Source organism: Mariniflexile sp. (genome assembly GCF_052728615.1).
Genome location: NZ_JBFVFE010000001.1, coordinates 240969 through 267022, shown reverse-complemented (window position 1 = coordinate 267022; position 26054 = coordinate 240969). Strand labels below are relative to the sequence as shown.

The 26054-nt window shown below is 32.2% G+C and carries 19 protein-coding genes; 4 read left to right on the top strand and 15 right to left on the bottom strand.

Annotated features, from left to right (window positions below):
* A partial coding sequence (locus tag ACU1LP_RS01180) for a transposase (protein ID WP_445735321.1) occupies positions 1–1071 on the top strand: 1071 nt, incomplete at its 5' end.
* Between the two features lie 272 nt (positions 1072–1343).
* Here the strand turns inward: ACU1LP_RS01180 and ACU1LP_RS01175 are convergent.
* The 12 genes from ACU1LP_RS01175 to ACU1LP_RS01120 all read right to left on the bottom strand — a co-directional run bounded on the left by ACU1LP_RS01175 (position 1344) and on the right by ACU1LP_RS01120 (position 17731).
* Positions 1344–1829, bottom strand: a complete 486-nt coding sequence (locus ACU1LP_RS01175; protein WP_445735320.1) for a hypothetical protein — start codon at positions 1827–1829, stop codon at positions 1344–1346.
* Between the two features lie 287 nt (positions 1830–2116).
* Complete coding sequence (locus ACU1LP_RS01170; RefSeq protein WP_445735319.1) at positions 2117–2647, bottom strand: BfmA/BtgA family mobilization protein; 531 nt, start codon at positions 2645–2647, stop codon at positions 2117–2119.
* Between the two features lie 1445 nt (positions 2648–4092).
* A complete protein-coding gene (locus ACU1LP_RS01165) occupies positions 4093–5355 on the bottom strand; it encodes a site-specific integrase (RefSeq protein ID WP_445735318.1) in 1263 nt (420 codons plus the stop codon).
* A gap of 661 nt (positions 5356–6016) precedes the next feature.
* Entirely contained in the window at positions 6017–8980 is a 2964-nt protein-coding gene (locus ACU1LP_RS01160; protein ID WP_445735317.1) for a TOTE conflict system archaeo-eukaryotic primase domain-containing protein, read from the bottom strand.
* 11 nt (positions 8981–8991) lie between these two features.
* Positions 8992–10023 carry a hypothetical protein gene (locus ACU1LP_RS01155; protein WP_445735316.1) on the bottom strand — a complete coding sequence of 344 codons (1032 nt, stop codon included), beginning with the start codon at positions 10021–10023 and terminating at the stop codon, positions 8992–8994.
* A 2-nt stretch (positions 10024–10025) separates the two neighbouring features.
* A complete protein-coding gene (locus ACU1LP_RS01150) occupies positions 10026–11810 on the bottom strand; it encodes an AAA family ATPase (protein WP_445735315.1) in 1785 nt (594 codons plus the stop codon).
* A 3-nt stretch (positions 11811–11813) separates the two neighbouring features.
* Entirely contained in the window at positions 11814–12032 is a 219-nt protein-coding gene (locus ACU1LP_RS01145) for a hypothetical protein (RefSeq protein WP_445735314.1), read from the bottom strand.
* Positions 12033–12040: 8 nt separating this feature from the next.
* Positions 12041–12250, bottom strand: a complete 210-nt coding sequence (locus tag ACU1LP_RS01140; RefSeq protein ID WP_308990433.1) for a KTSC domain-containing protein — start codon at positions 12248–12250, stop codon at positions 12041–12043.
* 7 nt (positions 12251–12257) lie between these two features.
* Entirely contained in the window at positions 12258–14135 is a 1878-nt protein-coding gene (locus tag ACU1LP_RS01135; RefSeq protein WP_445735313.1) for an ATP-binding protein, read from the bottom strand.
* Complete coding sequence (locus ACU1LP_RS01130) at positions 14125–15321, bottom strand: SIR2 family protein (protein WP_445735312.1); 1197 nt, start codon at positions 15319–15321, stop codon at positions 14125–14127. The genes ACU1LP_RS01135 and ACU1LP_RS01130 overlap by 11 nt, the downstream gene beginning before the upstream one ends.
* A 65-nt stretch (positions 15322–15386) precedes the next feature.
* Positions 15387–17237: a KTSC domain-containing protein gene (locus ACU1LP_RS01125; protein WP_445735311.1), complete on the bottom strand. Its 1851-nt coding sequence runs from the start codon at positions 17235–17237 to the stop codon at positions 15387–15389.
* 182 nt (positions 17238–17419) lie between these two features.
* Positions 17420–17731 (bottom strand): helix-turn-helix domain-containing protein, encoded by a 312-nt coding sequence (locus tag ACU1LP_RS01120; RefSeq protein WP_445735310.1) that lies wholly within the window; start codon positions 17729–17731, stop codon positions 17420–17422.
* A gap of 429 nt (positions 17732–18160) precedes the next feature.
* Between ACU1LP_RS01120 and ACU1LP_RS01115 the strand changes: the two genes are divergently transcribed.
* Positions 18161–18697 (top strand): BfmA/BtgA family mobilization protein, encoded by a 537-nt coding sequence (locus tag ACU1LP_RS01115; RefSeq protein WP_445735309.1) that lies wholly within the window; start codon positions 18161–18163, stop codon positions 18695–18697.
* A 257-nt stretch (positions 18698–18954) separates the two neighbouring features.
* Here the strand turns inward: ACU1LP_RS01115 and ACU1LP_RS01110 are convergent, their stop codons facing one another.
* Complete coding sequence (locus ACU1LP_RS01110) at positions 18955–19305, bottom strand: hypothetical protein (RefSeq protein ID WP_445735308.1); 351 nt, start codon at positions 19303–19305, stop codon at positions 18955–18957.
* Entirely contained in the window at positions 19302–20468 is a 1167-nt protein-coding gene (locus ACU1LP_RS01105) for a HEPN domain-containing protein (RefSeq protein ID WP_445735307.1), read from the bottom strand. Before ACU1LP_RS01105 ends, ACU1LP_RS01110 begins: the two co-directional genes overlap by 4 nt.
* A 153-nt stretch (positions 20469–20621) precedes the next feature.
* Between ACU1LP_RS01105 and ACU1LP_RS01100 the strand changes: the two genes are divergently transcribed.
* Together ACU1LP_RS01100 and ACU1LP_RS01095 are read left to right on the top strand one after the other, a co-directional pair.
* On the top strand, positions 20622–20840 hold the full coding sequence (locus ACU1LP_RS01100; RefSeq protein ID WP_445735306.1) for a helix-turn-helix domain-containing protein: 219 nt from the start codon (positions 20622–20624) through the stop codon (positions 20838–20840).
* A 223-nt stretch (positions 20841–21063) separates the two neighbouring features.
* The gene (locus ACU1LP_RS01095; RefSeq protein ID WP_445735305.1) at positions 21064–25446 is read left to right on the top strand and encodes an AAA domain-containing protein; all 4383 of its coding nucleotides are present in this window, start codon (positions 21064–21066) and stop codon (positions 25444–25446) included.
* A 212-nt stretch (positions 25447–25658) separates the two neighbouring features.
* On the opposite strand, the gene ACU1LP_RS01090 is transcribed toward ACU1LP_RS01095, so the two are convergent.
* Positions 25659–26036, bottom strand: a complete 378-nt coding sequence (locus ACU1LP_RS01090) for a site-specific integrase (RefSeq protein WP_445734361.1) — start codon at positions 26034–26036, stop codon at positions 25659–25661.
* Positions 26037–26054: the final 18 nt, after the last annotated feature.

The window sequence follows — 26054 nt, the reverse complement described above, 5'->3', positions numbered from 1 at the left end:
TCAAATCAGCATCCGAAAGTGGATTATGGGATAAAATTACCGATATTGCTAGAAATGCCGCTTAGATGCAATTTGTCGTGCACCCATGCTGAACAGGTCGCGGACCGATTTCATTTATTAATGAACCTATCCGATGCTTTGGATAAGTATTTCAAAAGTGTGAATCCAAAAATTAAAAAGCTTATTAAAGATAAAAGCAATGAGCTTTTAAATATGTCCGATGGTCAGAATGCAGGCTGTGATAAGGAAAAAAAGTCGCAATCATTATCAAAAGTCCAGAAAATAGTTGAAATAAAAGTAGACCAGAGGCAGGATACCTTCAATAAGGTTAAGGAATTACAGGCTAAGGGCATATCTAAACGAAAGATTGCACGGGATTTGGGTATAAGCCGTAATACAGTTCATTCATATCTCCCACTAGAATCATTACCTCCCAGAATAAGCTCTAAGTCAACCAATATTGAGTTATTTGCCCAGCACATTGTTGCTCGATTAAATGACCAAGGATATCTGATGAAAGATATAATAGACGAGATTTATGAATTGGGATACAAAGGAAGTAGAACGCAGGCTTACCACAATATAAATATCATAAAGGAAAAATTTGAAATATACACGCCGGATTTCGCACAAATTCAAAAATCAAGAATACCTTATATAAAACCCTTAAGTTCAAGGACGTTGGCTAAATATATTGGATCCTGTTTAACTGTTATTAAAGATCCTGATGAGCGAAAGTATCTACAAACACTATTGGATAATATCTCAGAACTACAGGTCATTCGAAAATTGGTGCAGATTTTCAAAACGATGTTAAAAAGAGGATGTGGTAATATAAACCGATGGATTGAATTTATAAAACGCTCAAAATACAAAATGCCGGGTTTAACCTCTTTTGCCAATGGTTTATTGAGGGATATTAAAGCCGTTAAAAACGGAATTAACATGCCCTGGAGTAATGGTGCTGTGGAAGGCCATGTAAACCGGATAAAGAGTATAAAAAGACAAATGTATGGCAGGGCTAGCTTTGATCTATTGCGTAAGAAGGTGATATTATCTCAAACTGGTTGATGTTTCCCCAAATATGAGGAAGAACCATTTTGTCCGCCCTATCCAATATGGCTATACTACACGCAAAATTTAAGTAAGATCTAGTGTTACTAACCATAGTTCTGGTTTCTTTTTTTGTTCAGGTTATCTACAAAACCAGAAAATGGACTAACCTGCTTTTGGTGGTTAATTTTAAAGCCGTTTTGAACAAAGCTTTTAGCTATATCTTGCCAGTTTTTGATATTTTTACTTTCATTTATTTTCCAATGTTTTGACCTGTAATATGCATAAAACTATTTTCCTTCTATCTCCGGCCAATTATTAGTTTTAAAAAAAAGAAGAACTTCTAATTCATTAAAAATTTCATTATTCTGTTTATTAAAGTTTTCTTTTGTTTTATGTTTATAAAAAGGCACCAAATTTTGGCGTGGTTCTGGGTCGCTGACGGCCAAGTTTTGAACCTCCAGTGTACCAGTACTTGTACCGAATTTGATCATGTTAATTTTTGAACCTATAGCTGGATGGTAAGAAGGATAATACCTCAAATATTCCCAATTATGTAAATCCCTGAGATAATTGTGATAGGTTGTTTTGGATTTTATTTTTGCTCTTTCCATAATGAGCTCCCTATTGATGGTTAAGGTCTTTTGGAAAAACTTTCGATTCCATTTATGAAAGAATGCCAAGTAGAGCGTTATATGCCCCTGTTTAATCCTTTGGTCATTGTGAAACCGTTCAAAAACATTATTGAGCTGTGTAATATAATTTACTTTTTCCATAATTCATCTTTTTTAATTTCATCTATGTTATTTTCACAACAGCGGACTGTATCTTGCGGACTTGGATTATCTTTTTCTAGTATCAATTTCTATTTATTTGTCTCAACCGATTGAAAAAGTGCTTGCAACATCGCTACGGTTGATTTGGTTTGTTGATACCCACTAATGCTTGTCCAAGGCGTCCTACTGCTTGTCTCAATTTTGGTACGACACAGGTACACTACATGTATTTATTTTGGTCATGTTCGTTTAATTTCCATTGTTCTATTTTGTACCCTTTTGACATGTTAAACATTGTTGCTTTTTCTAAAATTATCGAAATCGATTTTGTCCAGATTTAGTTTCAAATAGTTTTTTCCAAAACTTCGTTTTTCAACATTAACCTGGTCCAATAATTTTGTCATTTTATTTTTGAAACCCATATTTTCTTCTTGTATTAGTTTATATTGTTTTTTATAGAATGCCAACTCCTCATTTTCCGTAATCAACACTGGAGATCCAAAATCAAAATCTTCCTCCTTTTCGATGATGGCCGTTTCGTACAAAAGGCTCTGCAATATTTCGGCGGTGGGCTTGGTCTGGTGCTTTTCTATGTTCTTTAAAATTGCGATCACGGCATTGATGCGCTTGTTGGTCCGGTTGTTATGGATCCCCAAATCGTCATCTGGGGCCAGATCGTTCCGTTCAAAAAAATGGAGCATCGCTTCCAGGGCCTGTGTGTGTGATACAGAGATCTGTCTTGAGAATTTTCTAAATTTTATGGCAACCGCTTTCTTTACATTGATCCCAGAAAAGCTATATTTTGAATATTCTGTCATTTTTTGCTGCAAGTAAATGCCTGTTTTCAGGGGCTTTGCAGCCTTTTGCTGCAAAGCCTTTATTTTAATTATTTTTTGTTCTTTTTAACAAATTGATTATCAATCGTTTAAATAATAATATCAACTGTAACACCGGCTTGCCGTGTTACCCTCTTGCTTCTCCATATTTCGTCCCATAGGGACCAAAATTTTCAAACAATCTGATTAAAAAATCTGTTGCTTTTCTTTGCATGACGACTCTTTTAAAGTTATGGGATTAGGTTGTAAAATGGAAACTTGGAATGTTTCCAATTGGTTCGTTTTGAAAGCAAATTTTATGATTATTAGTGAAATCAAATTTTTGAACGTCAGATATCATATAAGGGACGAATAATTAGTTCTCTAAAATTATAGATTTATATGTGCCAGTCTAAACCTTACAGAAAGGCTTTAAAATTGATTTACTTATTATATCCAGAGCGTTTTCCTTTTTTTTGTTTTCCTGCCTGCCAAAAGGAAGGTTTAACTTTTGTTCCGCTTCCTTTTTATTGATTTTGTAAGATATCATACGGTTCATTTTAGATTTACTTCCTATAGAGCCGACGCCGTTACCTTTTTTGTTGCTTGGTCTCTTTCAATATTCAGGTTTGTATAGACATATAAAAAGTGCGAGCGAGTTTATCCTGAGCGTAGACGAAGGGAGCCTGGTTATGCTGTCGTTCAAATCTGAATGTTGTTATTTTGCTGTCAAAAAAAGGTATAGCGGTGTTGGCTCGGGATGTGGGTCTAAATTCTTTGTGAAATGCAAAAGCATAGGAAGTGGAACAAAATGCAAATACATTTTCCTATTAAGCGGACGCTATTTCAAAGTTTTATATTGGGAACGGAGCGTTCCAGCCTCCTTCGGCAGAAAAAAAGCAAAGTGAAAATCTAAAACTTTGGAATTGTGTCCAAGACTTTTATAATGAAGCTCTTTTCCCAAAATGTAGCTTTTCGCGAAATGCAGGGGAATGTGCTGAGTATTTTAAAAGAAATCCAATTTTCGATATCTAAATTTAAGCTTACTCCCATTAATTTATAAAACTAAAAAGGAAACAACTAATATGATTCTAATAGTCAAAATGAAAACTTCTTTAATCAGAATCCAATATCGTACAGAAATAAAAAGCTAATTTTTAAAAAAGAATTTTTGCATATTTAAAATAGGAACTGCACTCGAACCAGTGACCTCCGGATTATGAGCCCGATGAAAAAATGATTTTTACTATTTTTCTTAAGTAATATGCTCTATTTGCGTATTATATATAAATATTAGGATTTGCGTTCAAATAAGTTCACTTTATATTAAAACAATTATTTAGTTCGCTAATCGATGCGCATAAATAATACAAAAACTCTAACTTTTTTGAATATCAATTAATTAAAAGATATGTTCTTATACGGAGCAATTCGAACATAAATTCCTACTATGAATTTATATTCAATTTAGTTTCAATAATACTTTTGTTTACATGATTATTTAATTTATTCCTTAACGCCATCATATCTATACTCACTTTCTCTTCTATGACCCTAGCATAAACCTGTGTCGTTGAGAGTTTGGAATGCCCGAGTAATTTTGAGACAGTTTCTATTGGTACACCGTTAGATAAAGTTACGGTTGTTGCGAAAGTATGTCGCGCAGAGTGAAAGGTTATGTTCTTTTTTATCCCAAGTATTACTGTAATCTCCTTTAAGTAGACATTCAATCTTTGATTGGTATAAACTGGTAATAATCCAGAGTTACTTTCAAAATCATTATCATACTTTTTGATAATGTCGAGTGCTTTGTCCAATAGCGGAATTTTAACAGGTTGCTCTGTTTTTTCGCGCTTGGTAAAAATCCAATAATCTCCATCTATTCCCCTTACGATATTATTATCGGTAAGTGACCTAACATCGGTAAAGGACAATCCTGTATAACAGGAAAAAATAAATATATCCCTAGTCTTTTTATGAACTTCTTGATCCAATGTAATAACTTCAAACCTTTGAAGTTCTAAATTTGATAAGTAATCGCGTTGATGTTTAGTGAATTTTAGCTTAAAACGTACAAAAGGGTCTTTTTCTATCCATTCTAAATTAAGCGCTAGATTCATCATTTTTTTGAGACGTTCTAAATGTTTCATAACGCCATTATTTATTAATGGTTGTCCCTTATTAATAGAAGGGCCTTTTCGAAGAAACTGCTCGAAATCGATAATAAAGCCAAAAGAAAGCTGTTTTAAGAAAATATCACTTGACTTTATTTTTGTCGTTAAAAATCTCTTTAAGTATCGCTCTGTGGTATAATAGTTCTTCAATGTTCCGAACTTCAAAACGGCTTTCATGTTGGTGTTATGGTAGTCAACCAAATCCATCAAAGTTCTTTGGTCGTCGTCCTCCCCTAAATATCTGACCTTAATCGCTTGTGCTGTTACAAGTTTAAATTCAGAAAGTAATTGTTTCTGACACTCCAATAAGTCAGCGTACACCTGATCCAGATAGGCATTCAACGCTAGAGCATTGGGAGTTCGAGGTTTTGCTTTTTTAGCTATTGTGTCCCAATAGGTAACCGATAGGTAACGTTTCAAACTGATTTCTGCCCGTTTTCCGTTGACAGTTATACGAGCATAAAGTGGTGCAATATCGTCCTTTTTTTTGGCTGCATTCAACCAAAAATGAATACTAAAAGTCTTTGAAGTCTGCATGTACTCTCACTTTAAATAAATATTCGATTTGTTTACGAAAGTCAAATCGAAGCGAAAGTCAAACACTAATGGGTTACCAATGTAGTGAAAAAATCTATAACTTTTCAGGTAACCGAATAGGTAACCTTCCAATTGATTTTAAAGCTATTCTTATGAAGTCAAAAAAAATATAAATCATTGATTTTCATAAAATTAACTGTTTTTTGATATCCGTTGATACCTAAAAGTCGGGATGACAGAACTAACTGTGTTTATATAAAACACTGTTTTACAGTACTTTAATCGGTTTTCATCAAGTAGATTCACCGAATTGTACACTAAAGGCAAAAAGAACTATTTAAAAACAAATTTTATTTGCTTTTATTAGTGTAAAGATACAAATTTTTCACATATCCATATAAATTATATTTTAAACACCTTGCACAACATTATTTGTTTCCATTCCTTTTTAATTACAATAATTTAAGACGTTTTTATTTCGTTTCAACACATAAAAATCTAATATTTGCACAACACAAAAATCTAATTAGCGTACAGTGAGACACAAACTCCGTCAGTTAATGACGAATCCGTCTATTGGATTTTAAGTTGCTTCTTTCCATCATCATTGTCAAGTCGCTATATTTCGGTTCTGTTACTGTCATTTTACTATGATATTAGGCTAAATCACTTCTTCCAATGCAGATTTCCATAATATGAATCCTTTTTTGTTATCTGAATAATCATGTATAATTTTAGTAAAGTTTTCAGGGCTGTTTTCTAAAAAAGCTTGCCTTCCTCTTTCTCTAATAATACTTAGCTGGTTGTCGATTTGTTTTACTTCCTCAATTAATGATGCTTTGTTTTTAGGGGTTTGCCAAATATAAGTTGCTTCTTCTGTGTCCAAGGTTTCCAAAACAACAAAATAACGTTGCTCTCCTGCAAGCAAAAATACAAATGAAAATGGATTAAGTACAAAGCGAATTTTCATTACCTGATTTTCGTGTCTGTCTGCTAAATATTGAATGTGTTGTGAATGTTTATATTGCTTGTTTTTGAGAATTTCATTCAACAACTCTTCTGCATTTGAATAAATTTTCCCCTTCTCTTGTAATTCCTCAGAAGTAAAGATATTTTGCTTTTTTGGAATGAATTGCTTAAGCAATCCTTTATTTAAAAACTGAAATTTCACGCCCTCAACCACCTCTTTATTTATACGATCAATATCAGTTGATAGTGATAATTGGGAAGCCAATTTTCCATTTTCAAACTCGGCAAATATTTCTACAGTAATATTCTTTGATTTTAATGTTTTGATGAAATAAGGTTTTAACACCTCAAATTCTGGTCTTATTTCAATGTTTTCAACCTGAAATTGAAGTTCGGTATTCATCTCAACAACTGAATGTTTGAAAGCTACACTTCCATAATGAAACTCCAGTTCCTCAATAGAAACTTTGATTTTCTTTTCTATAGTTAAAATGTGATTTGAAGTTGCGACTTCGTCCTGTGGTTCATCAAATAAAGTTGCTTGCTTGTCAATTTTTCGATAATAAGTATTGCGTTTCAGGAAAAGCTTATTGAGATAATCAATTTTATAATCTCTGTAGTCGTAAATAGTAGGATTTATTTCCGAACGTTGCACCCTGCCAATATATTGGATGAGTTTGCCTTCAAAAGAAAAAGGATATACCAAAAACAAACAGTTAATTTTGTGCAAGTCTGTTCCTTCACCAAAATATTGTCCTGTTGTAATTAAAACCTGAAAATTACCTTCTTGTAATATTTTCCATTTGGCTTTTTTGGATGTTTCTGAATCTTCTCCGCTTAATGTAATCACTTCATACGATTGTTTTAAAAACAAATACAGCGTATCAATATGTTCTTTTCGTTCGGTAATGATAACCGCTTTTTTGCCTTGATTCAATTCCGTTTTTACATCTTCCAATATCACTTTATTTCGGGCTGTATCGTGAACCAATATTTTTGATAAAGCTTCGAAATTATCTATTTTAGAATTGTATGGCACATCTAATTCCGTGTTTCGGATGATGATTCTAGCATGTTTATAATTTTCAATTTCAGTGGACTGAATGTTCGTAATAATTTCTCCCAAATGCGTAAAAATCATTTTACCATCATTATATTTCCTAAATGGTGTTGCGGTTAATCCGTACAAATAATAAGTTTCTAGCTTTTCAATCGTATTTCTGAAAGTTTCGGCAGGAATGTGATGACATTCATCAACTAGAATTATTCCGAATTGATTTTTAATGTTTTCTATTTGCTTCGATAAACTTTGAATTGTTGCCACGGTAATTTGTTTACCTATTTTTGACTTTCCTTGCCCAATAACTCCTATGTCTTTTTTGGGAATACCCAAAAATGCTTCAATCCGTTCTGTCCATTGCTCCAATAATTGTTTACGATGAACTATAATAAGTGCAGGTTGTTTTTTCTCTGCAATGATTTTTAAGCCGATTACTGTTTTTCCTGAACTTGGCGGAGCAACTATTACTCCGTAATCTTTTTTAGAAACCGTTTCTAGTACTCCAAATTGATGATTTCGCAATGATGCATTAAACACAAAAGTAATGAATGGCAATAATTTTCTTTCATCAACAAATTTAAATTCGATTTGTGATTCCTTGCAGAACCGTAAAAGCTTACCTATAAACCCTCTTGGGATGAAAACCTCACTTTCGGTTTCCTCAACTAATTTAAAATATCGGGCTGTTTCAAATGTATTTCTTCCTGATTTTTTCTTGATGAAAAACTCAGAATTAGCAAAATTCAATTCTTCTTTCAGGAAATTAATAAGAGAAGAAGTCAATCCGCTACGGCTTAATCTTACTTTATTGTTTAATGTAATGTTCAGCTTTCCATTTGTTGGCTGTGGAGTTATTGTTTTGACATCAGGAGTTAATCCTTTATATAATTCGTCTAAATAATCTACTGAAACTTTTTGAATGTTTTTCAGATAATCCCATTGATCGGTTATAGATTCAAAGGATTTTGGATTAATAAAACAACTATTTCCTTTTTCAAAAGTTGATTTAAAAAGTGGTAAAGCAATCAAGTTTCCGAAGCCTTTACCAGAGAGGAAATCCTGATTGGGAAATAAGCGGTCAAAACTTGAACTTTTGTCGAACATTGAAAATGCACCCGATTGTTCCAAAATTGACATGAATATTTTGCGACTTCTTATAGCAGGATATGATTTGTCAAAAAATATCCAAACATGTCCGCCATTACCAGAACGGGAACGCTCCAAATAAGCTGGAATTTCTTTTTCATTACAGGCGTTTAGAAAAGTAATAGCTTCCTTTTGCCAATTGGTTTTATCAAAATCTGCTACTAAAAACCAAGTGGTATTGTCTTGTAATAGTGGATAAATTCCAATCTGATGAAATCCATCTAAGTGCTTTTGAATTTGTTCATCAGTAAGTTTTAGGTAGGATTTCTCGTTAAAATTCTGAAAAGTACCACCGTTCATTTTATGTGTACGAAAACGATATGGGTCGTAAAAAACGGCTGGCATATAGCCCGATTTACTCCCTTTCTCCCAACGAACTGCAAAGACATCTTCACGTCCTTTGAAGAGAAATTTGAATATTTGAAGTTGAAGTATAGAGAAAGTGTTCATTAAAAAGTTGCCTATAATTCATTGATTTCCTTTTCAATTAAACGATACTTATCTTTTACGTCTTCTCCTGAATAGAAGTCTAGCAAGTCTTTCTTGGTTAATGTTCCTTGACTTAAAAAGCGTTTCAAATATTCTTGGTTGAATTCCATTAGTAGCATTGACTTATCTAATTGTTTTAAAATAGTTTTGTTGTTGTCAATGTTGTTTTGAACGAGTAATTTTATTGTCAATACTTCGTTTATGTCTTTGATGATGCGATTTACCATCATTGCCAAAATATCTTTGTCGAGTTCAACTTCTCTTGCATTTAAGGCAATATCTCTAGCCAACATATACGCAATAGCTAAATTGCTGTAATCTCCTTTTTGTGAGTTGATAATGGCAACAAAACCGACTCCCGGAATGTAACCTACATTTTCAAAATTCTTTAGAATGGAGTTTTCTACTAAGGAAATATCAAAAACAATCAAACTTACTTTACTGTCTCTGTTGGCTTGTGCTTCTATCAACTGGCTCCAAGCGGTATCTGTTTTTCGAGTAAAAACATCTTTACTTTCAATGTCTCCCAAACGAACACTTTTATCAAATTTGCATTCAATAGCTATTTTTAAATCAGGTGTTCCATTGATTTCACAGATAATATCGCCCGTTTTGTTTCTAGGTAAATTACCTGCTGTATTTCCAGTTAAAAATGCACGGTCTTTTAAGCGCTTATCTAGAAAATATTGATTTAAGAATTCTGCGACTTCATCTTCTGCTAATGTTCCTTTGATTGTTGATTTATAGAAAAGTTCTTTTTTCATTTCAAAAATCATCTTCAAACTTTCAAGTTCTGTTCCCAAATCATTAGATGTTTTTGAAAGAAAAGATGAAATACGGTCTTCCATTAAAGCCAATACACCAATGTAAATGGCTCTTAGCAATTTTTCATCTCTTTCGCTTGCAGGAAGATTGTCGAAGTAATTGAAAACGATTTGATTTTCAATTTCAAATTCTTTGATTTCTATACGTTTGAGTTGTTGATTTATTTTTATTGTTGCCATTATTACTCACTAAATATTTCTATAATTTTTTGTCTAAAAGTATCAGTTAACACGAAGTTTTCATCAGATACAAAACTAATAGCTTTATAGGCTTTTCCGCTTGATACTTTTTCAGTCATTCCAAGTTCTTCTTCTATATCATTAATTAATATATGTGTTTTACCTAAAGAAATTTCTATACTTTCTTCAATTATTTTTGAAGATTTATCTGCGGTTGCCAATCCATCAGGATTTTTATTAACTTGATGGTCTTTGTCATAAACAGCCGAATATTTTATTCCAAATTTATTAAGTAAATTAATATACAAAGGAATATTACTCTTACTTCCACAATCAATTATAGTAAAATCATATCTAAAAACACCTAATAATTTAGCAATCATTGGTATAACTGTCTTATCAGTTTGTCCTTCTACTAGAATGACTTTTTTAGCAAAGAACAATTCGCCTCTTTCAGGATTGATCCAATAACTTAAATTAAACTTCTTCTTTTCATCAACTTCTATAAAAATATCATTTACATATTGTAAAATTTTTGTTCCATTTGTTATATTTTCTTTCTTGACTATACCTATAGATTTATGATATTCTAAATCTAAAAAGGAACTTGAATGTGTACATAAGATAACCTGACTTTCATCTTTTGACAAGTTGACTAGTGATGAAAATAATTCTCTTTGTGCTTGTGGATGCAAAAATAATTCTGGTTCTTCAAAAATAAAATATGTTGATTTTGAAGATTTTCGAGTAGAAACTTCCGAATCTTTATCATTTAATAAGGCTTCCCTATCTTGCTTCATGACCTTAGACCATGCTTTAATTAAAGCAAAAATTAAAGCTCTTTGTAAACCGTGACCTTTTCTTGAAATATCAGTTTTAATTCCATCATCAATTGAAACATTTGCACCAACTCTGAATATATCATCAACATTTGGTGTTGAAATTTGAATATCTATTTTGGTGTTCCAACTTATTAATTCCTCATCTAATAAATTTTCCAAAGACGCCAAATCTTTTGGTCTATCTTCGTTGATTTCACCATCATCATTTGTCTTATTAAGAATTTTAGTTAATTGAATAATTTTCTCTTTAGCTTCTTTAAATTGTGGATTATGTTCAGAAATTTTATTGATGACTCTAGAATAAAGCTGGCTAAATAAAGTATTTCCTCTAGGGTTTAATTCATCGGAAGCATTTTTTACAGAGGGAATGAAAAACAAATCACCAAAACTTCCTTTTGCAACATTTTTTAATCCCAAGAAATTGGATTCTTCAAGAACATGGTTAAAACTTATATCATCAATATTTGTAATTATATATTCATTCTGTGCTGTTTTAAATTGTTCAATTGTAATTGCACCTTTTATAGGCAAAAAACTGGCTAATGGAAGAGTTTCTGCAACTTCTCTTTTTTTGAAGTCAGAAATCTTAGATTCTTTTAACCAATCTTCAGTAGCTTCTTCAATGTAACCATTATATGAAAAGCTTCCATTTTTTAGAGCTGTCTTTCTAACTTTAATTTTATTACTTGATGAAACATATTTTTTGAAAGTCGTATTTTCATATTCTGATATTTCAGAAAATTCAATTTCGACCCACAATTCTTCAGTATCACCATTGAAATCAAGATAATGATGATTTATTTCACCAAAAAAGAACAATATAGAACTCAAAACATTTGACTTGCCATGATTATTTTGTCCAATAAAAATCATTAAATCTTGAAAAAATATTTCTTCATATACTATTGAACGCCAATTCGAAATTTTTAAATTACTTATTTTCATATGTTAATCATACTTAAACTTAACAAATTGGTTTATGTATGAATTCAAACCACTACCGTTCTGTGCAAGTCGTTTTAAATTCTCTACGTGATTTTGGCCAGCTTTTCGATGACTATATCTATATGTTCTAGCTGTTCCTGAAAATTTTACGATGATATAATCGAAACCTATTTCATAGGAGGAGACACCTGAATCTCCTCCTGAATTTCTGTATCTTTCCATTGTAAATATTAAACTCTAGAGTAGCGATATACTCCTTTAATATTCTGGGCTAGATACTGCCCATGCGAATCAGCACTCATTATCCCATCATAAACATGTTGAGGCACATCAAAATACTGATAGATTGTATTATTCAAAAATTCAATCTCTAATGTCGAAGTGTTTTCATCATATCCAATTGAGGCAATATTTGATGATGTTACAGGTTTTCTTTCCATTTTATATTTATTTAATTATACGTTCAATTTTCGGGTTTTGAGCTCTCCAAGTTTCAATAAACTCTTCATAATTTGGATCTTCTTCCATTTTATTACCCCATCCGCCAGGGCGAAGTGAATCTTTAGATTCAATTTCATCAAAAACAATTGGGTCTTGGCTATCTGGTCGTCTATCTTTTGAAGGAGCTCTAATTATTGTTCTCATAGGTAGTTTTACTGCTTCACCCAAAATTATTGCTTCACCAGTTTTTAAAATCGGCAACATACTTGTAAGTCCTTCAAGGTTATCAGAAACAGCACTTGTAATATGACTTCTGTCAGTAGAGTTTGAAAGTCTTAAAGCGAAGAAAGTACCACATTGAGAAAGAATTGTAGAATTTATTTCTGATGGTCTTTGGCTTACTATCATTGTTCCAATACCATATTTTCTACCCTCTTTTACTATTTTTTGGACAATTGTAAGAGCACTTCCTTCAGAGTTTAAATAATTGTGAGCTTCTTCCATTAACAATAATAGTGGTCTTTCCTTTCCTCCTTGAGATAGGTTTCGAGACCAAAATAAGCCATCATAGATAATCCTTAATAAAACTCCAATTATCGTATTCAAGATTGTAATTGGAACACCTGATAAATCTAAAATTGTAATCGGTTTATTACTTCCAATCCAACCTTTCATTAATGAGTCTATGTCTTGAGTGGTTTTACCATCTGCTTCAGGAGTCCACTCTTTTCCAGGCTTAAATATAAAGTCATATCTTGGGATTCTTAATTTTGACCCCAAAGAATGTAATTGCTGACTGCTATTTAAAACTGTATCGGAGAGCTGTTGAACCCTTTCTCCATTTGCATTATTCTGATTTAATTTTTTAAAAATTGGGGGAATTGCTTCTTTGGCACTTCCTCTTAATTCATCACCACTAGCATCAGTTTCAAAGGCAAGATTTTCTAATTGTGAACCTTCTCGATCTCTATAAAATCTACCTAATGTTTCTGTATACAAATCATACCACAACTCATTTAAGTTAAAAGGTACTGGAGAATCTATATTAACAGTGTCTTTGTTAATGCCCTTACACGGATATTTTTCAATTGTTTTGATTTTTTCTTGTAAAATTCTCTCTAGAATAACATTCTGATCTTTTTCATTATTGAATTTACCAAAACTAATTTCACATAATTCTTCAAAACTTAAAGCCCAAAACGGAAGTAAAAGTTCTTTTTCAAGACTTCCTGCACTTTTATCAGCATTTATCTTATAAATATTAGCTTTGTCTTTTAATGCCTGACCATATTCACCGTGAATATCAAAAACTAAAATTCGAGAAGACGGATATTTCTTTGTATCTGATAAAGCATTTAATAAGCTTGCAACAGTTGTAGATTTCCCCGAACCTGTTGTTCCAACAACCGCAGAATGCCTTGTTATTAGTTTGTTTACGTCAATTAATGCTGGAATAGATTCGGCACCTGCTATATGCCCAACATTCACAAAATAAGGTTTATCAGGTTGTCCGTATATCCTTTTTAAATCTTCCTCTGAAACTAAATGAACCTCGTCACTTATAGTTGGGTATTGGGAAATACCTCTTTGAAATTCGCCTGCTCTTTGACCTTCACCAACTAATTGAATCGTAATCCATCTATTGCCATAAGGTTGATTTTCAATTTGATTTTCAGGTACAGCTCCTGCACCGACTTGTGTAATAATCCCAAATAAATAATTATATCCTATAGGTATTTTCACAAAGCTCCCAATTTGTCCAATTCGATAACCCTCTCCGTTGACATAAGTCAAACCTGATAGTGAATCATTAACCATTGCTACCCTTATGGTTGTACCAGTTACATCTTGAACTGTTCCTAAATATGTAGAATTATTTTTCATCTAAATTAGTTTGCTTGTCGCCAATAAGTGCTTGAAGGAAATCGCCTAGCTTTGAAAAATTGCCTAATTTTAACTGATGAACTTTTTTATCATAACACTCTGCTAAGTTATCTTCGTCTTCAATATCATCTGATATTTTCCATTTACCTCTAACAGTTCCAATCATTGCTTCATCATAGCTCCATAAAGCAAGATTGTTTCTCCTTTTTGCTCTTTCAATCGCCTCTGGATATCTTTCAATTATTTCTCCTCCTTTTTCGTAGGTCATAGTATCAAACATTAAGGCTATAGCCATTGAATTCGGGTTAGATTTTAGAGCATTTATTATTGTATCGTTTAAATGTTGATCATTAAAAGAATATCCACTAATAATTAGTAATGAGTTAGGTAGCCTAATAAATCGATTTAATTGATCAATTAAAGCTAGATATGGCATTTTTCTGCTTTGCTCATATTTCAAATGAGAAGGGTATATCAAATATGAATCACCATTAGCCTTTGTTAAACTCGACCTATAAACCTCTTTGTTTTCCTTTTGAAACCAATTTATAGAGCCATGAATTTTCCATAATCTTGTCCAATGTTTAGGAATTAGATTGTCCTCTACTGCCCGCAAATCGAAAAAAGATTGTCTTGAACCTACAAATCCATCAAAATAGGGAATAGATAAATCTTCAAAAGCTTCTTCAAGAAGCAAATCATAATTTGTAGTAAATACCTCAATTGGTTTTTCTCTATCAATTGAAATCCATTGGGCAAGTTTATGGTAGGGCGTATCTTTATCAGGGAGATTTACTTCAAGTTTTTCGACAATTTTATCGCAAATATTTTTTTCAAGTTCAACCAAGTTTTCTTTTGTAAATCCCCTGACAGAATTTCCAACAGAGACTTCCTTTAACCCGCGAAGGAAACTCAGTATATCTTCAATATTATTTGATTTTAAATTTGATAAGATTACTTCATCAATTAATTTATCAAAATTATTTTTTTCTTCCGTTTTAGATTTTAACTCATCTGTAACAAACTGAGTTAGTTTTGCTACATCAGGTATTAAGGGCCATTTATCTTCTGGCATATTTACTGCAAGAGGACAACCTGCTGAAATAAAAAAACCTAATGGTTTCTTGTCCTGTGATAGTGTTTGTCTTAAAAACTTTATATGTTTTATTGGGTCGTGTGTTGTCATACTACATTATTTATTTCTATTTAATCTCCTCGCCGACAACTTCTTCCAAATACTATCCGCAAGTTTTATTTCTTTTGATAATTAAATTTATCCTTTAGTTCATTCATAAAATAAGCGCCAAGAGAAGGTGACCCCATTAAATCTTCATACACCTTTTTCGGTACATCAAAATACTGATAAACAGCTCCGTGGTGAAATTCTATTTCTAATAACTTCTTTTCCGCATCATAACCTACTGAGGCTATATTGGAAGAAACCACGGGAATGCGTTCTGTTTTTCCTGTGTTACCTTCCTCTAAAAATGATAGCAATTGCTTACCAAGTTCAGTGCTAAGATATTGCTGGTCTCTACTCGTGGGTGTATCAGGAAGCGTGAGTTGAAGCCAACCTGCATCTATTAATGGTTTGAGATGGTTTCGAAAATTTTTGGTGTTATTGTATAACCCAATTTTATCGAAAATTGACTCCCTTGATTTTGGTTCTATGCAATATTGGAGTAGCTGTTTGGCTTTTGGTGTAATGTTGTTTCTAATGGCTTCTTTGTCTCTGTTTCCAATTTCAGAGACAGAGAGCCTAAGATAGGCATTAACATCATTTAAGTTTTTGAATTTAAGCGTTTTATCTCCGTCTCCTCTTAGTTCCTCTTGCGAGCCTAAGATGGAATTTGTAAGCGGATGTACAGGCAGAATACACAAAAAGTAAGCATTATTTTCGTCTGTTTCAAAAATGGGTGGAGGCGAACCATTTTCCTCTAAACTTTTGTGAATAATAGGCAATCCTGTACCTCTGCCTTCCGTGAGTTTCAGCTCTTTTAAAAATCCACCTATTTTTCGGTTTCTGTAATCCCTTGCCACCACTCTTTGTTTATTGAGCATAGCTTGATTAATAGGTGGCATAGGGCCAGGGAAACTCAATATTTCAATTTTATCTTTATGTATTTGAATCTCAACAGGGTTTTCACGCTCATAGCTTTTATGATAAATGGCATTGACCACCGCTTCTTCTATGGCTTGAAAAGGATAGTTAAAGAAGCGTATGGATTCTGCTTGCTTAGCTGATTTAACCACCAATTCTTCGACAATAGTTGATTTAAAATACTGCAAAACATCCCTAATCTGCTGGATGATAGATCCGGTAAATAACTTTTCAGTATAATCTTTTCCAACTTCATTTTTATGAATAACTAGATCGATTTTTGCTTCAGAAAAGAATTTTTCAGGGTGCTCATTAAACAAAAGTAATCCAGCATTTGTAGGACGTAGTAGCTCGTCTGAACCTTTGGCTATCATTAGAAGTCTGCATAATTCAGAGAATGGCATTTTTGTACTCTCTTCATATAAGGAGCTCATCACTTCTTTTAAATAGTTTTGAATCAAACGCAAATTCAAATCATCTAAGGTAGCGGTTTGGTTTATTCGGTCATCAAATGGGATGCGTGCCGTGAGTTCAATAAGCCTTCTTTCATCATCGGAACCATCCTTTACTTTTATCGTTTTTGAACCACGTTTAATATACATGGCTCTTTCTGTTCTTTTTTCGCTTAAACTAATTGGAGCTTTGTAGGGTCTGTTATCTCCAGCGGGAGCAAAAACAACCAGTATATACCTCTCGTTCATCAAATAAGGCTGAAAAACAGGTATATAAACCGGACTTAATTTATGAGACAGTTCAATCAGTTTTTTTTGGATAGCATCCAATTCTTGAACCTGTAAACCAATAGGCGGTAACTTGGCTTTCCCATTTTCTTCTTCAACTCCAATGATGAGATAACCTCCATCCCAATTGTTGATATCATTGGCGTATGCACATAAAGAATGAATGACATCCTCTGGATTCCATCCTTTCTTTAACTCAATCCGATCCCATTCAACCGTATTGCCATGTATTAATTCATCTATGTTTATGGGTAATGCCATTATTTATTAAATCATATTAAAATCTTTTACTATTCCATTTAGCAAATTCTTATCAAACCAACGCCAAATATCAAAACGATATGTTCCCTTTTCCCACCTCTAAAAATCCATCTCAATTTCTTCCTCCAAATTGGCTGAAATATCAGCAAACGCAGACCACATTTTTTCTAGTTCAGCGACATTCATTCCTTCTTATTCGCTTTTATGTATTTTGCTCTTTCCTCTGCTACTTTCAGTGCTTCTATTCCTAAATCTTCGTCCTGAATTTCAAATAAAATCTTGTCGCTTAGGAACGAAACCAAAAGTTCGTCTGCGTTGTAGTCATATATGTCCGCAAGTTTCAGAACTACCTCTTTTGTAATTTTTCGTTCACCACGCTCCATTTTGCTTAAGATTGCTACATCAATGTCGAGCAACGCAGCAACTTTCCTTAATGGAAGCTCCTTTTCTTCTCTAATGAGTCTTAACTTTTCACCTATTGTTTTTGTTGACATAATGTGTCAAATTAAAAAAATATTTTTGATTTGTCATCACTTATTTGCGAATTATTTTCAACATCTTGCTGTGGGTCTGGAAATTGGCAATTTTGCTAAACTTTAGTTGTTGGTCTGCTTATATGGTTTTGCTGGATAGGTTATAGCTATCTAATAATAAAAGTATTCCCTAATAATAAATTACTATCAAGTTAAATTCCACCCATAAAGTCTCCTAGAAAATTAGTAACATGGAACTAAGGGAATAGCTAAGGGGAATAGCTAAGGGGAATAGCAAGAGGGTAACACGCTGCGCGATGTTACTGATTCATATTTAACTGATATTCAATTAATTAAATTAATTAATTTCTTTGCTGCTTTTAGAATTTGTGTTAAATTCGATATTCACCCCAGTAGAATCAATGTTTCATTGTAACAATTCAATAAATTATGGATGATTTTAATACGATTCGGTTAAAGAAGAAAACCATTGATAAATTTAAGAAATATTCTAAAAAGATAAGTCCTAGCTATTCAGAAACTTTGGATTTCATGATTGCTTTTTTTGAAGACAACAATGTATCTCCCTATGATACTTTAAAGATGAATTTTTCGTCTCTTCCTAACATTCTCAATAAGCGCATGGATGCAGTGATCTCTATTTTAAGACATGTCGAAGAAACCCAATTGAAGCCTACAAAGAAAATGCTTGAATCTTTGTTTGAGGAAATGGAAGAGAAAGAAGAGCCTATGTATTTTGAAAGAACCCAAGAAGAAATAGAAGCTTCCAAAACTGAAACTGAAAAGCTGCTGGATTACTATACTGTGGAATATGATAAGAGCAGAAAAGAATTGCAGAAGATAAAGAACGAATTTAGCAACCTCTTAAATAAGATGTCCTATACTAAAAACACTTTCGGCAAAAGTTATTATAAGCTGGATATTCCGAAAGAAAAAATAGAGGATATGAAGTCAAGGCTTTTCTAATCCTTTTACCAACTTCTAACTTGGTAACTACCGCGCTCGCTTTGTGCGAGCTTGCTGCATTTTTAAAGCGATGGATTCCCCTCCCTCAAAGTCGAAGCCATACAAAAATTCGTTTTTAAAAAGCCAGCCTCTAAATCCATCCCTTTAAAAACGGATTACCCTGTATGGCGTGAAATACCTTTCCCCTTTCCGACTATGGACATTGCGTTGTTCTGTGTGGTTGGCATTCATCTAATGAAATCACCTTGGCTTTTCTTTTAATTATCCTTCTTTTTGTTCTTTGAAAGGATTTCAGTGACCTTGTCCATGCAGAACATCTGGTCATGTGGTAAGAGGTCAATGACCATTTCAAGTACCTTGGTCACACTACTTGTCGTTGTCTTATTGCTATGCTTGGGGTAAACGAAAGTACCATTACCGTCCAGTGCGTAATAGCACACTTCCAAGAGTGCCGAAATACTGCTGGTGACATCCTCGTTGTCTGCTACTTCAAACCCAATGGTCTTTCTTGTCCTGTTACCATAAGCTTCCGTGCTTACCCCAGGGAAGTTTTCAATATGCTTCTTAATTGCCTTTAATTTGTTTTTATGTTTCTTTTTTTCTTTCATTGGCTATTTGTTTCTGGCTTTAATACTAAATCCCTAATGACATCCAATAGTTCCATTTCTTCATGCGGTATCATATCTAAAACATACCTTAAAACCTCTCTAATGTTATGTTCTGGCTCAGGTATAGAACGTGTTGAACAGTAGTCGGCTTCCATGGCGATGATGCAGACCTTTAACATATTTGAAATCATAAAAGAAGTTTCCAAATAGCCTTCCGTAACTATTCCAATGGTATAATGTCCTTTTTTAAAGGGATAGGGTGTTAAAAAAGAGAAATCCTTTTTGGACAGGGATTTAATGAAGCTCAATAAGTCTGTGTCTTTGGGTTCAGAACTTTGTTCTTTGGGAACTTTGATTTCTTTAGTATTGGATACTTCAACAATACAAGCATCCCATTTGTTTTTAAACAATGACGTAGCCAAGGATTCCATTTTATTGGCTTTTCCTACTATTTTATGGATTTGTTCTAAGTTGATATGGTAATTGTTTTCATAGCGAGTCGTTATATAAGCATCATCCAATAATTTTAAAAGGTGTTGTTCCTCCTCTATTTCCGTATTGAAAAGATTGCCTAGTTCTGGAGCAAATGTTTTTATATATGTTTGAAGCTCCTTAATGCTATGACTTTTACGTTCCTTGCCCATTGTAAATAGAGCGACAAATCGAAACCATAGTTCTATATATTGGTGTAGCATATAAGCCGTATGGGAAAAATTATTTTTTTCGATAAAAAAGGTAGCTCCATCCAAAAAGGCAGTTATTTTATCGTGTTCTTTTTCGAAATGGGATTGGATGTTGATTAGTGTTTTCTCGGTTATATGGTACTCATGAAAGCTTTCCAATTCTGTATCAGAATTATGGAAGATTAGTTTTTCCCAAGTACATCCATGAACAAAAAACAAGTTTTCTTCTTTTAACTGTTGTTGAGCGTATCCAAACGAGAATATTCGGTACAAAAAGTCCGTTTCTTCCTGAAATATTTTAGCAATCATGGAAGATAATTCATTGGTTAAGGAAGAACAGTTTCCTTTCAGTATCACAATTAATAAAGGCTTAAAGCAACCTTCTTTATCAGTTCCTGTTTCGTAGATATATTTAATTTCTAAAAGAGATTTTAGTTTATTTATAATCTGATCTTGTTTAGTGTGAATTTTATCGTCCATATCATCTGCTTTTGAATATTAGATTTCTTAAGTATTCTTTAGAATATCTAAACAAATCTATACATAATCTATCAAAATTCAAAATTAAACTTTAGAAATTCTACATTTTTCTATATTCAAAGTATATTTATCTATATAAATTCGATATATATTATGACATCTTTAGGTTTATATCTTACAAAAAAATCAGTGAATAGAGCAATGGTTTCAAGGCGTACTGGAATAAGTCAGGCTAGACTTTCTCAATTGAGTTCTAATGAATCAACTAAGCTACGTGCCGATGAACTTTATTTAATTGCTTTGGCTATTGATGTAGATCCAGGTGAATTATTAAAAGAAGTTTATAAAGACCTAAAATTACGGAAAGAGTAAGACCAATAGCAAACCTTTTATAGCTTCAGTTAGAATACATTTTTGAAAATAATAATTTTTAAGCTTTTAGCTTTTATAGTTTTTTTATTTCAAAACATTAGAATATATATATTCACGCACAGACAATAATACAAGTTTTGGCAACGCTTGAACGAAATGAAAAATTCTGTAAATTGAATTAAAAAAAGAGTGTATTTTAAACGAAATAAAACAACCGATAGAAATGGAAATAACTGAAAAGCTACTGATTGAATTACAAAACCGACTAAAAGTTGGTAGCCGAAGAGGAGTTCATTTAAATGCAATCCCAGCACGTTCAAGATACAAATTTGACTTAACGAGATTATCTCACATAGACGAAAACCTTCCGAATAACTTCATAAATTCCTTATTAACAGAATTGCCTCTAAAATTCAAAATTAGTTGGAAAGACAATGTTCCCGACCTTAACTCTCTTTTTGAGGAAGACCAAACACAGTTAGTAAAAATCACAAAATCCTTTGAAAATTTAATCAATCAAACAGATGCAATTGAATCAGAAAAAGGAATAAATACATTTGGTTTTGGCTTTCCGATACTTGTAAGACGAGACCAATCAGATAACAAATTAACAGTTGCTCCTATTTTAATTTGGTCGTTAAGATTAAGAAGAACCAAAGAATTTAATACTTGGGAAATACTACGAACAGAAGATGACCCAATTTATATAAATGAGGTTCTAATAAATCATTTACAAAATGATTCCAAAATTGAAATTAACCAAATTTCAACTGACTTATTAGATGACGGTTTAATTGATAAAAACGAACTATTAGATATTTGTGTAAAGATTATAGAATCCATAAATAGTTCTATTCCAAATGATTTACGAGAAACATTTGAGAAAAAACTTAATGATATAAAATCTATTCCAGAAAAAAATCATTACGAAAAACTTCCATTGACATCTAATAATTCATTTATCGATTTCGGAGGGCTTTTTTCAATATTTGAAGTTCAGAAACAAAACATAATCCACGATTATGCTAATTTACTTGAACTTAAAGGAGCAATTATTGACCTTGAAGATATGGAAGAACATACGTTTCAGCCAATTTCATCAGTCGAAACGGACCCTTCACAACAAGGGATTTTACATTCTCTAAAAGCTTCTCGGAACATTTTAATACAAGGACCTCCAGGAACAGGAAAAAGTCAATCGCTTACAGCAATTTTAGTTAATGCTTTAGAAAATCAAAAAAAGACAATTGTTGTTTGCGAAAAGAGAACTGCTTTGGAAGTATTGCATAATGCACTAAACGAGAAAGGACTCAATTATCAATGCGTACTTTTAAAAGATATTGTTAAAGATAGAAGAGTAGCCGTTGATTCTGTAAGAGATAGAGTTGATAATTCATCATATCGCAGATATAGATACACGCATTCCAAAGAAACTTTAGACAACATTATTGAAAAATCAAAAAACTTAATTGATTCAATAAATAAGCGTCATAAAAAATTAGGAGAAAATTTAGTTGGTAATAAAAATTGGACACATATTGTTGGTTCTCTGTTATCCGAATTAAAAGACAATTCCGAAGAATACAATCTTGATTTAGCAAAAGACACCTTTAGCTATGAATCATCTGAACTCAATCAATTACTTGAACTAATTAGGAAAGGGCAAAATTTATATGACGAGTATATACCTTACACAAACCTTTCTTTTATAAACCCTGCAAAATTAATTGGAGACAATCCCTTCATTATAGAACAGCAGATTGAAGAAGATTTTTCAATCTACAAAAAAGAGTTTCGAACACTATTGGAAGACATTTCAAGTTATGAAGTAGAATATTACAAAATAAGAAATGAGCAATTTAACTTGCAAAAAACTTCAATTAGTGACATCGAAACTTCTATCCAAAACATCCTAAAAAAACACGAAGAAAATAATGACTTTTTGGACGAAGAAAAGACAAACGGATTTTTATTTAAAGCAGTTTCGTTCTTTTCGAAAGAAAAGAAAACAACACTTACAGACCAACAAAAAATAAGTTCTCTATTTGAAGATTATTCTTCAAAAACCAAGAATAGTAAAGATTTTGAAAATGTTGTTTTCTTAAAATCAATTAATGAAAATCATAGTATTCTAAAAAAGTACAGGTCGATTATTGAGAGAATCGAAAATGAATTTCAATCTAAAATAGGAAATGAATACAAATTTCTAAACTTACTTAAATCTGCTGAAAAAGATTTTGACACAGAACTACTGCAAAAGATAAAAACAAACTTTGGCAACTTAAAGACTAAAATCAAAGAACAAAATTGGACTAATAATGAATTAAATGGGGATTCACACAATACTTTAAACACTCAAATTCAGTCTATAATTGATTCTAAAGAACGCTTTTTTGCAAATGAAAACGACCTTTTTTCAATCGAGTTTAAATGGTTTCAATTTTACAATTCATTATCAGTAGAAAATACACTTATCATTGACCAGTTAAAGGCAAAAACAAATTGGCGAAAAACATTTTTGATTTTCTACCTTAATTCTATGCTTGTAAATTCTGCAAATACAGATTTACCAACAAATGATAATGACCATATTGAATTAGGGAAATCTTTATCTGAACTTGAAAAAGAACAGATTAAATATATTAGAGAATATTGGTTTTCAAAACAAATAGATGCAACCAGAGAATTTGACAATAAGCATCCGAATTTAGCTGTTGAAAATCTATACAACAAACGAGCAGGAAAGCGACATAAAAGGTTATCCTTGAGAGAAATCGTAAAGTTGGATATAGATTTATTCACTACTTTTTTCCCCATTATTTTAACAACTCCAGACGTAGCGAGTAATCTTTTTAAAGGGCAAAATCAATATTTTGATATTGTTATGTTTGATGAAGCGAGTCAACTAAAATTGGAAGATAACTTACCTGCACTATTAAAAGGAAAACAGATTATTATTGCAGGCGACGAACACCAAATGCCACCTTCGAATTATTTTGACAAAACATTTGATGCACCGATTGATGATGAAGATGAGTTTGAAGATGAGATAGATAAAATTAAAAATGACATAAGTAATTCTCTTTCAGATTGTGAATCACTTCTCGATTTTGCATCTGAATTGGGTTTTGAGAAAAAACATTTAGACTTTCATTATCGTTCAAGACATCCATATCTTATTGATTACTCAAATTACGCTTTTTATAATCAACGATTAAAACCACTTCCAAATGGTTTTGAATACGTTCCAATAAATTATGTTCCAGTAAATGGTACATATTCAGACAATTCTAATGATGCAGAAGCTGAAACAGTTTTATCAATTATTGATAAAAACATTTCAAGACTGCCTAATGGAGAATATCCAACAATTGGTGTTGCCACTTTTAATATAAATCAGCGTAACCTAATTCTTGGAAAAATCAATGAAAGAAGGAAGTTTGATAAATACAGAGATTTTAATGACAAAATAGTAGAACTCGAAGAAAATGGATTTTTTGTCAAAAATTTAGAAAATATACAAGGAGACGAAAGAGATGTCATAATACTTTCTACAACTTATGGAATTAATAAAGAGGGTAAATTTGCCCAACGCTTCGGTTCTATAAATCATCAAAAAGGTTACAAACTTCTAAATGTTATTGTCACAAGAGCAAAATACAAAGTATATGTTTGCTCTTCAATTCCTGAAGATGTCTTTTTAAATTATAAAGATCATCTAATAAATGAAGGTTCAAACAACAGAAGAGGTGCTTTATATGCCTATTTAGCTTATTCAAAAGCTGTAAGTGAACAAGATAATGAAGCAAGAATTTCAGTCTTGAATACACTCGCAGAAAATTCAACTAAAAGCACAACACTTGACAATCTTAACGAAGACCTTGAATCTCCATTTGAAGAAGAAGTTTATGAAGCTCTAACTGAACATTTTAACCAAAATAATATTATTCCACAGCTTCAATTTGCAGGTTTTAGAATTGATATAGTTTATGACACAAAACATATTGGACTTCCAAAAATTGCAATTGAATGTGATGGCGCTGCTTATCATTTAAGTAAAGAGGCATATTTACACGATAGCCATAGACAAAAAATTCTTGAAGGACACGGTTTTGTATTTCATCGAATATGGAGTACAAATTGGTGGCGAAACCCACAAAAGGAAACAAAAAAGTTAGTAGAATTTATCAAAAGTATTGAAAATAGTAATCCTGCAATATTTGAAGATAAATCAAGAACTGGATTAGCGTTTACAGATAATATTACGATTATCGAAAATGAGATTTCTAAAGTTTCTCCAAACCTTAAAAAAGATTTAAAAGAAACTATTGAAGCATTAAGTGAAAAAGAAAATGTTCAAACTGAATTATTTAAAGAAAGCATTAAAGTCAACAGCAAAGTATTAGTAAAATATTTGAACATAGATAAAGATTTAAAAGTCCATTTAGTTGAACAAACCGTATCCAAACTTGAAAAATCAAATGGCATTCAGAAAATAAATATTAAAACACCATTAGGAGTTGCATTAAAAGGAAGATCCGTAGGAGACACAGTTAAGATAGGCGATTTGGATAAGTATGTTCGGATATTAGAAATTTTGAATTAAGCCTTAGTAAAAGACCAATATGGTACTTTGAATTAGGTGATTAAACGACCCAATAATATAATTTATCTAGGTTTTTACAAAAATCATTCTAACTAGCTTGAAAATATAGGCAACAAGATTAACCTCTACTAAATAAAGTTTCCTAGTTTATTAATTTCCTTTCAATACACTCCCCTTACCTTATGAGGAGCATATTGAAAGGAAATTCTTTTTTAAGCCTTAAAATTATGGGTTTGGGTTAGTGCTTGGGATTGTTGCTTCTTCGTTTTAAATCTAATTAGTAGATTATTTATATCCTCACTTATTTTTGTTTCTACTACCCTAGCATAGATTTGTGTTGTAGATAGCTTAGTATGCCCCAAAAGCTTTGATACGGTTTCCAAAGGCACTCCATTAGACAGCATAACAGTTGTAGCAAAGGTATGTCTGGCAACATGGAAGGTTAGGTTTTTATGAATTCCACAATCTTCGGCAATATCCTTTAAATAAACATTAATTTTCTGGTTAGAATAAATAGGCAATACTTTTTCATCATTATTATGTTTGGAAAAGGTTTTGTATTTGTTTATAATTTCTAGTGCTTTGGGCAAAATAGGAATCTTAACCGT